Below are 12,855 nucleotides of genomic sequence, written 5' to 3'. Positions count from 1 at the left end.
GGTCGGGTCTCGATACGCCGGCTCGTTCCTCACCGGCTACTCGACCACCTTGAGGGTCCGCGCCGGCTACTCGACCACCTTGAGGGTCCGCGCCGGCTGCTCGACCACCTGGGGAGTCGTCACCGGCTGCTCGACCGCCTGGGGGAGACAGGTCGAGGGTGGTCTGGGTGCGGGCGAGGTGGCCGAGGGCCTTCGACCGCCGGACGTCGAGGGACTCGGTCGAGCCCAATGCCTTCTGGGTCTCGGCGTCACGGGCGAGTGAGTGGTTGAGGTCGAGGGCGTCGGCGATGTCGAGCTCGGCCTCGAACCGCATGGTGCCGGCGAAGTGGACGTCCTCGTCACGCAGGGTGGCGTGGCGGGGGTCGACGTGCAGGTAGCCGTCCTCCGGATCCGCGGCAGGATCCGGGTGCGCGAGGTCGTAGCGCTTGATGGTGTCGGCGACGAGCCGGTCGAGCTGGGCGGGACCGATCCGGCCGGCGACCGCGGCGACCTGCGCGTCCACGTGCGCCGCCGCTTCGACGGTGAGGGCGGGGACGGTGTGGATGGTGGTCTCCGCGACCGTGCGGGCCTTCCAGGCCGGCACGACACCGGCGTGCACCTGCGCCCACAACCGCGGCAACCGGTGGCGCAGCTCCAACGCCTGGCCGATGAGCTTCTTCGCCCCGGTGGTCGACATGCCGAGCACGCTGCCGAGCTCGGCGATGCAGAACTCCGCGACCAGCGGAGCACCTTCACCGGCGATGGGTTCCTCGTGCTCACAGCCCGGAGTGGCGAAGGTGGCAGCGGAGTGGATCGACTCGGGTGGGTGGAGGTCGGCCCATCGGGCGGCCAGGTCGAGCTGGCGGGCGGCTTCAGCGTGCTCGACCTGGCGGGAGGTCTTGATCGAGGCGAGCAGGCTGCTGGCCGAGAGGTCGTCTGCGACCCTCCCGGCGTCCCGCCCTAGCGTCTCGATCATGTGTTCGATTCTAGGCGATCGCACCGACACTGACCACGGTCGAACCGGATCTGTGGAGGGTTTCGAGGCTCGCTTTCGCTCGCACCTCAACCACCGAGGGACGAGGGTCTCGATACGCCTTCGCTCGTGCCTCGCTCGGCTACTCGACCACCTGGGTGTGTGGTTTCGAGGCTCGCTGCGCTCGCACCTCAACCACCGGGGAACGGCGCTCGCACCTCAACCACCGGGGAGGGTTTCGACCGCCTACCGAGGCCTGGCTACTGCGGGGTGAGCGGGCTCCCGTCGTCCCAGGTGTTGTCCTGCCAGGCGTTGCCGGCGGAGGCGGGGTTGAAGGAGGTGACGGGGCCGTAGACGCCGCACATGTCGTTGGCGCCGCGCTCGAAGACGTTGCCGCGGAAGACGATGCCGGTGGCCTCGGGGAAAGGCTTGCCGGGGGCGTCGCCGCCGTAGGCGCAGTACGACGCCGACTCGGCGTTGGCCTTGAGCAGGTTGTCCTCGACCAGCACGTCCTCGACCGGCTCGAAGTCGCCGAAGAGGGACAGGTCGGCGGTGCAGCCGCCGCCGGTGGCGTTGAGCTTCGCCGTGCAGTGGAGCGTGTTGTGGCGGACGACCATGTCGGTGCCGCCGTTGGTGATGAAGGCGTTGTTGTGGGCGGCCTCGCCGTCGGGGTTGAACTGGTCGTGCAGCCAGGAGTCCTCGACGACGCAGTGGCTGCCGCAGTGCACGCTGTGCTGGCCGCCAGTCACCTCGACGCGGCGCACGGTGAGGTTGCTCCCCCACACGGCGCCGCCGATCCACTCGCCCGCGACCACCTCCGAGTCGACCACCTCGACCGAGAAGCTCGCGTCGACCTGGGTCGCGGTCGACTCCACGCGCGGGACGCGGGAGTCCTCGATCCGCACGTCGGGCGCCTGCACCACGATCGCCGGGCAGACGCCGGTGGCATCGACGCCGGTGAGGACCACTGTCTCGACCAGGGTGCAGGGGCCGGCGTACGGCTCGAGCTCGACGCCGGGCGGCACGCCGGTGTTGCCCTTGCCGGGGAAGACCGAGGTGTCGTAGTCCGCGCTCGCCTTCGAGGGCGCCTCGGACGGCGACGGCGCGGCGGAGGACGGCGTCCCGGAGGGCTCCGGCTGGGCCAGCGCCCGGTAGCCGACCACGCCCAGCCCGGCGACCACCAGCGCCGCGACGGCCAGCGCGGCCGTCCGTCGATTCCGTGACATCACGTACCCCCTGCCCCCAGCATCACCCGGACCTCCCTGCACGCGCGTACCCCACTCGGGGGATGTCGACGCTCGACCGGCCGGGTCGCCGGCGAGCCGTGGTCGACTCGCGCCGTGGGACTGACGATCGCGTGCGTCTTCAACGACCCTGTCGTGCGACGCCACTGCCTGGACCGCTCGCTCGAGGCGTACGACGGACCCGTCGAGGTGGAGTACCTCCCCATCGACAACACGGCGCACGCCTACTCGACCGCCGGCGCGGCGCTCAACCACGCGGTGCGGACGGCGCACCACGACGTGGTGGTGCTGGTCCACCAGGACGTCTACCTGCACGACGTCGACCAGCTCGCCGCCTGCGCGGCGTGGCTGGAGGACGAGCGCTGGGGCATCCTCGGCGCCAACGGCGTCACCGCCGCCAACACGTCAGCCGGCCGGCTGCGCGACCGCGTGATCCTCATCGGCGAGTCCGCCCCCAGCCCGATCCCGGTCGACACCCTCGACGAGGTGCTCGTCATCGCGCGCCGCGCGGACCTGCTCGCCGAGCCGCTCAGCGAGGACCCCGAGCTGGCGTGGCACGCCTACGCCGTGGAGTACGCCCTGCGCGTGCGCGCCGCGGGCCGCCTCGCCGGGGCCGTCGACACCGCCATCACGCACAACAGCATGACGACCAACCTGGCGCGCCTCGACGACGCGCACCGCCACGTCGGTGACAGCTATCCCGCGCTCCAGCCGATCCACACCAGCTGCGGCACGGTCGGCGCCCGTGGCTTCGACTGGAAGCAGCTGCCCGTCGTGCGCAGCCAGGGCTGGCGCCGCACGTGGCTGCGGCAGTCGCGGCTGGCCGCCCAGGTGCGCGCCGAGCTCGGCATCGAGGTCGTGCTCGCCGACATCGCCCACGAGGTCGACCTGGTCGACTGGTCGACGACCCACCCGCTGCACCTGGTCAACGTCGACCGGGTCGGCGCCTTCGCGGCGAAGGCCGGACGTCCCGTGGTGCTCGAGCGCAACGGCCGCCCGATCTCGATGACCGCCCTGCAGCTCCCGGAGCTCCCGGTGGCGCTGGCCTCCCTCGACCCGGCGGACCGGGTCCTGGTGACCGGCCTCGAGGTCGGTGACCTGTCGCGGCTGCGCCCGCTGCTGGCCGACGGCGACTGGCTCGCCGGCGTGCAGTGGGGCGAGGTCTGGCTGGTCGGCGGACCGGCGGCGACCCGGCCGCCCGAGGAGTGGAGCCGCCCGCAGGCGGTGCCGCTGGGAGCCGGCCGCGCACGCAGGTAGCGGGTCAGCCGGCCGGGGCGGCCTCGGCGTGCGCCACCGCGACGGCGTACTCGTCGCAGTGCGACATCGACACGTGGATCGGGCCCACCCCGCGACCGCGCGCGAAGGCCAGCACGTCGCCGCTGAGCACCACGCCCGGGGCACCGTCGTCGCCCCGCGTGATCTCGATCGAGCCGTAGGGCACCGGTCCGTCGGCCGGTCCGTGCAGCGCCTTCACGACCGCCTCCTTGGCGGCCATCCGCGCCGCGAGGTGCAGCTCGGGCCGCGCCATCGAGGTGCAGTAGGCGATCTCGTCGCCGGTGAACCAGCGCTGCAGGAAGCGGTCGCCGCCGGTGCGCACCAGGCCGGCGATCCGCGCCACCGAGACGATGTCCGTGCCCGCGCCGATCATCGAGGTCCCCCGTTCCCGGGCCCGCACAGGAGCGGGCCGACGGGTGAACGCTAGGGCCTCTGTGACGCCCGGGACGGGCGCGCGGAGGGCCCGTCACCACTATTGGGGAGCATCGCTCCTCGCGCCCGGCGGCGCCCTCCTCACCTGTTCCACTGATCGGCGGGTCCACAGGGGGCGGGCCCGCACGACACATGGGAGGCCGACGTGCAGGACCAGATGCAGCGCGACGAGATCAGGAAGACGTTGCGCGAGTTCATGGGGGACAACTACCTCTTCGGTGACACCGACCGACTGCCGGGCGACGAGGAGTCGCTGCTCGAGACGGGCATCGTGGACTCCACGGGCATCCTCGAGCTGATCGAGTTCCTCGAGGACCGCTTCGGCATCGAGGTGGCCGAGTCCGAGACCGTCTTCGAGAACCTCGGCAGCATCGGCGGGCTCACCCGCTTCGTGCTCGCCAAGACCGGGGCCACCCAGCCTGTCGGCTGACCGCGCGACTCCGGGGGGCAGCCATGGGGGCAACCATCACCCGGGTCGACGCGGACCCGGACCAGCGTCCGTTCCTGACGGACCTCGACAAGTACTACACGATCTCCGCGGAGGGCCGGCGCGGCCTGCGGCAGCGGCTGCGGCTGTGGCTGCTCAACGCCGACTTCCGGGTCGTCGCGTGCTACCGCTTCGACCAGGCCGTACGCCGCTACTACGCGCAGCACCGCGTGCTGGGCCTCGCGCCCCGCATCGCGAGCGCCGTGTGGCGGCGCCGCACGTCGACGATCCACCACGCCGAGATCGACCACCGCGCCCGGATCGGGCCGGGGCTCTACCTGATGCACCACACCGGCGTGTTCGTCGGCCCGGTGAGCATCGGTGACAACTGCTGCCTGCACCACAACGTGACCATCGGCCAGCGGGTGGCCGCAGGCGACCAGAGCGTGCCCCGGATCGGCAACGACGTCTGGATCGGCCCCGGCGTGACCATCACCGGCGGCATCACCGTCGGCGACGGAGCGACGCTCTCGGCCGGCAGCGTGATCTCTCGCGACGTGCCCGCCCGGGCGCTCGTCGCGGGCAACCCGGGGCGCGTCGTCAACGCCGACTACGACAACTCCGCGATGCTCAACTACACGGTCCGCCGCCCGGCTCCCGCACGGGACGAGGCGTCCGAGCAGGTGGACCGGGCGCTCGCCGAGTACGCCCGGCTCCGCGACCCGGCCGGCGACCGCCACCTGGAGGCCGTCAAGGCCGCGATCTTCCTCGAGGACGTTTTCGACGTCGTCCTGCGCGAGGACGAGATCGACCCCGACCAGCTGGGCACGGCCGAGGGCATGCGTGCCGTCCTCGCGCGCGCCGGCAGGCCCGCCTGATGTGCGGCATCTGCGGGGTCGTCGTCACCGACGGACCTCCGCCAGACCGCGAGCTGGTGACCCGGATGATCGGTCGCCTGCAGCACCGGGGACCCGACGGCAGCGGCCTCTACCTCGACGACCAGGCCGCGCTCGGCCACACCCGCCTCGCGATCATCGACACCGAGGGCGGCGCGCAGCCGCTGTGCAACGAGGACGGCACCCTCTGGATCTCCTTCAACGGCGAGATCTTCAACTACGTCGAGCTCGGTGAGGAGCTGCGCCGTCGCGGCCACCGGTTCCGCACCCACAGCGACACCGAGGTGATCGTGCACGCGTGGGAGGAGTGGGGCGAGGGCTGCTTCACCCGCTTCAACGGGCAGTGGGCGCTGGCGCTGTGGGACAGCCGCGAGCGCCGCCTGGTCCTCTCCCGCGACCGGCTCGGCGTACGCCCCCTGTTCTTCACCCGCGACGCCCACCGGATCGCCTTCGCGTCCGAGGTGAAGGCACTGATGGCCGACCCCACGGTGCCCCGCGAGCTCGACCCGGTCGGCCTCGACCAGGTCCTGACCTACTGGTCGACCGTCGCGCCGCGCACGGTCTTCCGCGGCATCGAGCAGCTCGAGCCCGGCCACGTCGCGGTGCTCGACCGCGACGGCTTCCGCCGCAAGCCCTACTGGAGCGCTGACTTCCCCGCACGGGGCGCCGAGCCGGGGCAGGACGTCGAGGAGAACGCCCGCGAGCTGCGCGACCGCCTCGTCGAGGCCGCCCGGCTGCGCTTCCTGCGCAGCGACGTGCCCGTGGGGGCCTACCTCTCCGGGGGCATCGACTCCTCGATCACTGCCGCGGTGATCGCCCGCTACACCGACGCTCCCCTGCACACCTTCTCGCTGCGCTTCGCCGACGCGGAGTACGACGAGGGCGAGCACCAGCAGCAGATGGTCGCCCAGCTCGGTGCGCAGCACCAGGACATCGTCGTCTCGCCCGGAGACGTCGCCGAGGTCTTCCCGGACGTGGTGATGCACACCGAGACGCCGATCCTCCGCACGGCACCGGCGCCGCTCTTCCTGCTCTCGAAGCTGGTCCGGCAGAACGGCTACAAGGTGGTCGTCACCGGGGAGGGCGCCGACGAGGTGCTCGCCGGCTACGACATCTTCCGCGAGGGTCGGGTGCGCGCCTTCTGGGCGCGCGACCCGGGGTCGGCCACCCGCGACCGGGCGGTCGAGCTGCTCTATCCCTGGATGGCCAACAACCCCGGCCAGGCCCCGGCCTTCGCACGGAGCTTCTTCGGCCAGGACCTCGACCCGCACGACCCGGCGATCTCCCACCGCCCCCGGTGGGCGTCCACGAGCGCGGTGAAGGGGATGCTCGCCCCGGAGCTGCGCGAGCGGATCGCGGCCGGGGCCGGCGACGACGTGCTGGCGCTGCTGCCGCCGCAGAGCGCCTCGTGGGACCCGCTCTCCCGCGCCCAGTGGCTGGAGATGACCACGCTGCTGCCCGGCTACATCCTGTCCAGCCAGGGCGACCGGATGCTGATGGCCAACTCCGTCGAGGGGCGCTTCCCGTTCCTCGACAAGGACGTCGTCGAGTTCGCCAACCGGCTCCCGGCCCGCCACAAGCTGTGCGGCCTCGACGAGAAGCACCTGCTCAAGCTGGCCTTCGAGGACCTCGTGCCCGAGTCGATCCGCCGCCGGCCCAAGCAGCCCTACCGGGCCCCCGACACGGCGAGCTTCTTCAGCGACGCCCCGCCCGACTGGCTGGGCGACGTGACGTCGCCGGCCGCGCTGGCCGACGCCGGCGTCTTCGCCCCGCGCGCCGTGCAGGGCCTGCTGGCCAAGGCGGCCCGCACCCGCGGCGTACGCACCGGCAACACCGACAACATGCGCCTGCTGGCGGTCGTCTCCACGCAGCTGCTGCACCAGCAGCTGATCGCCGACGCCGGCCGCGCCACCGACACCGCACCGCCCGAGCCGATGACCGTCATCGACCGGGTCCAGCCCGTGAGGAGCACCGCATGACCACCGTGCACGACACCCAGGACGCCGCCGTCGCCTCCGACCCGTTCGCCCTGGACCTCGACGCCGAGGTCGCCCGGATCACCACCATGCTCCGCGACTACCTCGGGCGGTCCCGACGCAAGGGCGCGACCGTGGCGCTGTCGGGCGGCATCGACTCCAGCGTGGTGGCGGCCCTGTGCGTGGAGGCCCTCGGCGCGAAGCGGGTCTTCGGCCTGCACATGCCCGAGCGCGACTCCTCCGAGGACACCCTCGGCTTCAGCACGATGGTCTCCGACTCGCTCGGGATCGACTCGGCGGTCGAGGACATCACCCCGATCCTCCAGGCGGCGGGGTGCTACGAGCGGCGCGACGAGGCGATCCGCATGGTCTGCCCGGACTACGGCCCGGACCACCTGTCCAAGATCGTGCTGCCGAGCGTCGTCGACTCCGAGAGCCTGCGGCTCTACTCCGTCGTCGTCCAGGCGCCCGACGGCACCACCACGCGCCACCGGCTCACCACCGAGTCGTACCTCGGCATCGTGGCCGCGACGAACTTCAAGCAGCGCACACGCCGGATGATGGAGTACTACCACGCCGACCGGCTCAACTACGTCGTCACCGGCACGCCCAACCGGCTGGAGTACGACCAGGGCTTCTTCGTGAAGCTCGGCGACGGCGCCGCCGACGTGAAGCCGATCGCGCACCTCTACAAGACGCAGGTGTACGCGCTCGCCGAGCACCTCGGCGTCCCCGAGGCGATCCGCACGCGTCCCTCCACGACCGACACCTACTCGCTGCCGCAGTCGCAGGAGGAGTTCTACTTCTCGCTGCCGTGGAACCTCATGGACGTCTGCCTCCACGGCAAGAACAACGGCACCCCGATCGAGCAGGTCGCCGCTGCGGTGGGCCTCACCACGGCGCAGGTCGAGCGGGTGTGGGGCGACATCGACCAGAAGCGCACGACGACGGCGTACCTCCACCTGCCGCCGCAGCTCGTCGAACCGGTGCAGGAGATCGGATGACCGCACGCGACCTCATCGCCGCCGCACTGCGGCGGTGGTACGTCGTGCTGCTCGGCGCCGTCCTCACGGTGGGCGCGCTGTACGTCGTCACCAAGCAGGCGCCGGTCTACTGGACGCAGTACAACATCCTGCTCGTCGGCCCGAGCGGCGCGCAGAAGACGACCGTGCTCGACGACCCCGTCTACGGCCTCCAGCCGCTGGTCGGGGTGATCGCCACCGACTTCAACGACGGCGACCCGCCGCTGCTCACCGGCGACGTCGCCGCGACGATCGTCGGCGAGGGGCACCGGGAGGGCGTCCAGGTCCGGGTGCCCAACCTGGGCACGCAGTGGCGGCCGCTCTTCCCGGCGAACTACCTCGACGTGCAGGTCGCGGCGGCCGACCCCGAGGAGGTCCTGGCGACCGCCCGCGCCACGTCGCTGCGCGTCTCGGTCCTGCTCGAGGAGCTCCAGGACGACATGGGCGCACCGCTCAACCTGCGCGCCCGGGCGGTGCCGTCGTCGAAGAACCCGACCGTGATCGCGGTGACCGGCAGCCGGTCGCGCGCGCTCGCGGGGACCGGCCTGTCGGGGATGGCGATCACGCTCGCCGTCCTGCTGATGCTCGAGCGTCGGTGGCCGCGGTCGCGCCCCGCCCCGGCACGCACCCCCGCGCGTACGTCGCTGCTGCGCCGCCGACCCCGGTCGGCGGTGACCGCATGAGCACCGTGAGCACGCAGCCGGTCGCAGTAGCCGTGGTGACGTGGAACAGCGCCGACGTGCTCCCCGGCCTGATCGCCTCGCTCCCCGCAGGTGCCGGCGACGTCCCCTTCCACCTCGTCGTGGTGGACAACGCCTCCAGCGACGACACCGTGGCGGTCGCGCGCACCCTGTGCCCGGAGGCCACGGTGCTGCAGACCGGCCGCAACGCCGGCTACGCCGCCGGGGTCAACGCCGCGATCGCCGCGACCCCCGACTCCCCCGCCGTGCTCGTGCTCAACCCCGACGTCCGGCTCCGGCCCGGCTGCCTGCCCGCGTTGCTGGCCGCGCTGGAGGCCCCGCACACGGGCATCGCCGTGCCGCGGCTGACGGACGCCGACGGCGAGCTGATCCACTCGATGCGGCGCAGCCCGACGTTGTTGCGCGCCTACGCCGACGCGGTCCTCGGCGCCACGGTGGCCGGGCGCTGGCCGGCCCTGGGCGAGGTCGTCACCGACCCGGCGCGCTACTCCCACGACGCCACGCCCGACTGGGCCGAGGGCTCCACGCAGCTGGTCAGTCGCGCGTGCCTCGACGCCTGCGGGCCGTGGGACGAGTCGTACTTCCTCTATTCCGAGGAGACCGAGTTCCACCTGCGCGCGGGCTCCCGCGGCTTCGCCGTGGCGTACGTCGCCGGCGCCGGCGCGCAGCACCTCGAGGGCGGGTCGGGCACCTCGCCGCGGCTCTGGGCGCTGCTCACCGCCAACCGGCTCCGGCTCTTCTCGCGCCTGTTCTCACGGCCGCGGACGGCTCTCTACTGGGTCGCGCTGATGCTGCGGGAGTCCACCCGTGCGCTGCGCGGGGACGCGATCGCCAAGGCGGCCGTGCGCGCGCTGACCCGCCCGTCGCTGCTCCGCGCCCCGCGGGGTCCCGAGTGGCTCGACCGCTTCGACGGGACCGCTCCGGGGCGGTCCTCGTCCGGGGCTACCCCAAATCCGGTACTACCCGCCGGAGAAGCCCCTGCGGAGGCTTCCGGTACGTAGCGTCGCCGGTGGGCGTCGAGTCGACCACTCGACGTGCCGTGGGTCGCCGGGGGGCGGCGGCCGGTGTGAGGACGATGGGGGCCTGACCAGATGCGGACGAACCTGCACCACCTGCTCGAGGAGCGAGCGGACCGCTCGGGCGACCGTCCCGCACTCAGCCACCAGGACGTCACGCTCGACTACGCGACCCTGTGGGAGCAGGCCCGGCGCACGGGCGCGGTGCTGGCCGGGCTCGGTGTGCAGCGGGGCGACCGGGTCGCGGTCTACCTCGACAAGCGTCCCGAGACCATCACCGCCATCTTCGGCGCCTCGGCCGCAGGCGCCGTCTTCGTGCCGGTCAACCCGGCGCTCAAGGGCGCCCAGGTGGCCTACATCCTCGGCGACTGCGACGTGCGGGTGCTGGTCACGTCCCGCCAGCGCTGGGAGTCGGCGCGCGACGACGCCAAGGGCTGCGCGGCCCTCGCCCACGTCGTGCTCGTCGACGGCGAGCCCGGCGAGGAGGCCACCGAGGGCGAGGTCGAGGTGCACGACCTGGCGACGCTCCTGGCCCACGCGCCCGACCAGCCCGTCCGCGCGGACGCCATCGACGTCGACACCGCCGCGATCCTCTACACCTCCGGGAGCACCGGGCGCCCCAAGGGCGTGGTGCTCTCCCACCGCAACCTGATCGTCGGCGCCGAGAGCGTCTCCAGCTACCTCGGCAACCACGACCAGGACGTCATCCTGGCCGCGCTCCCGCTCAGCTTCGACGCCGGGCTGAGCCAGGTCACCACGGCCTTCGCCTCCGGCGCGCACGTCGTGCTGGTCAACTACCTCCTCGCCCGCGACGTCGTGCGGCTCTGCGCCCGCCACCGCGTCACCGGCCTGACCTGCGTGCCGCCGCTGTGGATCCAGCTGATCGCCGCGGAGTGGCCGGCCGAGGCGACCGCGTCGCTGCGCTACTTCGCCAACACCGGCGGCCGGATGCCGCAGGCGACGCTGACCCGGCTGCGCGAGATCTTCCCGCAGGCGAGCCCGTTCCTGATGTACGGCCTCACCGAGGCGTTCCGGTCCACCTACCTCGACCCGTCGGAGGTCGACCGCCGCCCCGACTCGATCGGCAAGGCGATCCCCAACGCCGAGATCCTCGTGGTCCGGCCCGACGGCACCCCGTGCGCACCGGGCGAGGAGGGCGAGCTGGTGCACCGCGGAGCGCTCGTCGCGCAGGGCTACTGGGGCGCGCCGGACAAGACGGCCGAGCGGTTCCGTCCGGTGCCCGGCGACCTCGCCGACTGGCGTACGCCGGAGCTGGCGGTGTGGTCCGGCGACCGGGTGGTCGCCGACGAGGAGGGCTTCCTCTACTTCGTGGGCCGCACCGACGACATGATCAAGACCTCCGGCTACCGGATCAGCCCGACGGAGATCGAGGAGGTCGCCTACGACAGCGGCCTGGTCCGCGACGCAGCGGCGCTCGGCCTGCCCGACGAGGCACTCGGGCACCGGGTGGTGGTCGTGGTCAGCCCGGCCGGCGAGAGCCTGGACCCGGCCGACCTGGTCGAGGTGTTCCGCCGCCAGCTGCCGCGCTACATGGTGCCCGCCGAGGTGGTGGTGCGCAGCGAGCTGCCGCGCTCGCCCAACGGCAAGTTCGACCGCGTCCTGCTGCGCGAGGAGCTGACCGCATGAGGACCAGCGACCACGTCGCCGCCCACGGCACCGCCGAGGGTCGCCTGCTCGTCGGGGGGATCCCGGTGGACCGCCTCGCCGAGCGCGTCGGCGCGACCCCGTTCTTCGCCTACGACCGCGCGCTCATCACCGCACGGGTGGCCGAGGTCCGGGCCGCGGTGCCCGCCCGGCTGCGCCTGGGCTACGCCGTCAAGGCCAACCCGATGCCGGCCGTCGTGCAGCACCTGGCGGGCCTGGTCGACCACCTCGACGTGGCCTCCGCGGGCGAGCTCGCGGTGGCCCTCGACACCGGCTGCGACCCCGCCTCGATCAGCTTCGCCGGCCCCGGCAAGACCGACGCCGAGCTGCGGCGGGCCGTCGCCGCCGGCGTGACCGTCGAGGTGGAGTCCCGCACCGAGCTGCAGCGGCTCGTCCGCACCGGCAAGGAGCTGGCGCTGCGCCCGCGCGCCGCCGTACGCGTCAACCCGCCGTTCGCGGTGAAGGGCTCCGGCATGCGGATGGGCGGTGGCCCGCAGCAGTTCGGCGTCGACGCCGAGGCCGTCCCCTCGCTGCTCGGCGAGGTGTCCGAGCACGACGTCGACGTGGTCGGCTTCCACGTCTTCGCCGGCTCCCAGAACCTCAGCGCCGACATCCTCGCCGAGGCGCTCGAGAAGACCGTCGCCCTCGTCCTCGACCTCGCCCGCCACGTGCCCGGCACGGTCGAGTACGTCAACCTCGGCGGCGGCTGGGGCATCCCCTACTTCGAGAGGGACCAGCGGCTCGACCTCGCCGCGGTCGGCGCGCGGCTCACCGAGCTCGTCGACAGCCGGCTCGCACCCGCGCTGCCGAATGCCACGTTCGTGACCGAGCTGGGCCGCTACCTCGTCGGCGAGGCCGGCGTCTACGTCACCCGCGTCGTCGACGTGAAGGAGTCGCGCGGGCGCAGCTACGCCGTCGTCGACGGCGGCATGCACCACCAGCTCGCCGCCTCGGGCAACTTCGGCCAGGTCATCCGGCGCAACTACCCGATCACGCTGGCCAGCCGCGCCACCGACGAGCCCACCGGCCCGGTGACGGTGGTCGGCTGCCTGTGCACGCCGCTCGACCTGCTCGGCGAGGAGGTCGACCTCCCCGAGGTGGAGGTCGGCGACCTGGTCGCCGTCTTCCAGGCCGGGGCCTACGGCCTCACCGCGAGCCCCACCGCCTTCCTCGGGCACCCGGCACCACCGGAGGTGCTGGTGTGAGCGACCAGACCGCAGCCAGCCACACATCCACCGGACCGACACCA

General features: G+C 72.9%; 11 protein-coding genes and 1 pseudogene. 9 read left to right on the top strand and 3 right to left on the bottom strand.

The window, feature by feature from the left end:
• Positions 1-955 (bottom strand): annotated as a pseudogene (locus ACE3QY_RS22125) (hypothetical protein); the annotation flags it as partial.
• 257 nt (positions 956-1,212) lie between these two features.
• Positions 1,213-2,178, bottom strand: coding sequence for a hypothetical protein (locus tag ACE3QY_RS22120; protein ID WP_374458232.1), 966 nt, complete (start codon positions 2,176-2,178; stop codon positions 1,213-1,215).
• Between the two features lie 114 nt (positions 2,179-2,292).
• Here ACE3QY_RS22120 and ACE3QY_RS22115 point away from each other — a divergent pair, with 114 nt between their 5' ends.
• Entirely contained in the window at positions 2,293-3,453 is a 1,161-nt protein-coding gene (locus ACE3QY_RS22115) for a hypothetical protein (protein ID WP_374458231.1), read from the top strand.
• Between the two features lie 4 nt (positions 3,454-3,457).
• On the opposite strand, the gene acpS is transcribed toward ACE3QY_RS22115, so the two are convergent.
• On the bottom strand, positions 3,458-3,844 hold the full coding sequence (acpS, locus tag ACE3QY_RS22110) for a holo-ACP synthase (RefSeq protein ID WP_374458230.1): 387 nt from the start codon (positions 3,842-3,844) through the stop codon (positions 3,458-3,460).
• A 204-nt stretch (positions 3,845-4,048) separates the two neighbouring features.
• On the opposite strand from acpS, the gene ACE3QY_RS22105 reads away from it, so the two are divergent.
• The 8 genes from ACE3QY_RS22105 to ACE3QY_RS22070 all read left to right on the top strand — a co-directional run bounded on the left by ACE3QY_RS22105 (position 4,049) and on the right by ACE3QY_RS22070 (position 12,811).
• Complete coding sequence (locus ACE3QY_RS22105; RefSeq protein WP_374458229.1) at positions 4,049-4,333, top strand: acyl carrier protein; 285 nt, start codon at positions 4,049-4,051, stop codon at positions 4,331-4,333.
• Between the two features lie 23 nt (positions 4,334-4,356).
• Complete coding sequence (locus tag ACE3QY_RS22100) at positions 4,357-5,208, top strand: serine O-acetyltransferase (protein ID WP_374458228.1); 852 nt, start codon at positions 4,357-4,359, stop codon at positions 5,206-5,208.
• Positions 5,208-7,205, top strand: coding sequence for an asparagine synthase (glutamine-hydrolyzing) (gene asnB / locus ACE3QY_RS22095; RefSeq protein ID WP_374458227.1), 1,998 nt, complete (start codon positions 5,208-5,210; stop codon positions 7,203-7,205). The genes ACE3QY_RS22100 and asnB overlap by 1 nt, the downstream gene beginning before the upstream one ends.
• Entirely contained in the window at positions 7,202-8,206 is a 1,005-nt protein-coding gene (gene nadE / locus ACE3QY_RS22090; protein ID WP_374458226.1) for an NAD(+) synthase, read from the top strand. The genes asnB and nadE overlap by 4 nt, the downstream gene beginning before the upstream one ends.
• The gene (locus ACE3QY_RS22085; RefSeq protein WP_374458225.1) at positions 8,203-8,907 is read left to right on the top strand and encodes a hypothetical protein; all 705 of its coding nucleotides are present in this window, start codon (positions 8,203-8,205) and stop codon (positions 8,905-8,907) included. Before nadE ends, ACE3QY_RS22085 begins: the two co-directional genes overlap by 4 nt.
• Entirely contained in the window at positions 8,904-9,926 is a 1,023-nt protein-coding gene (locus ACE3QY_RS22080) for a glycosyltransferase family 2 protein (RefSeq protein WP_374458224.1), read from the top strand. The genes ACE3QY_RS22085 and ACE3QY_RS22080 overlap by 4 nt, the downstream gene beginning before the upstream one ends.
• Positions 9,927-10,016: 90 nt before the next feature.
• A complete protein-coding gene (locus ACE3QY_RS22075; RefSeq protein WP_374458223.1) occupies positions 10,017-11,588 on the top strand; it encodes an acyl-CoA ligase (AMP-forming), exosortase A system-associated in 1,572 nt (523 codons plus the stop codon).
• On the top strand, positions 11,585-12,811 hold the full coding sequence (locus ACE3QY_RS22070; protein WP_374458222.1) for a pyridoxal-dependent decarboxylase, exosortase A system-associated: 1,227 nt from the start codon (positions 11,585-11,587) through the stop codon (positions 12,809-12,811). The genes ACE3QY_RS22075 and ACE3QY_RS22070 overlap by 4 nt, the downstream gene beginning before the upstream one ends.
• The last annotated feature ends 44 nt before the right edge of the window (positions 12,812-12,855 follow it).

It is taken from the genome of Nocardioides sp. (genome assembly GCF_041913365.1).
In the GTDB taxonomy this organism is placed as follows: Bacteria; Actinomycetota; Actinomycetes; order Propionibacteriales; family Nocardioidaceae; genus Nocardioides.
The sequence above is the reverse complement of the archived record's forward strand: the minus strand, read 5'-3'. Positions and strand labels throughout refer to the sequence as shown.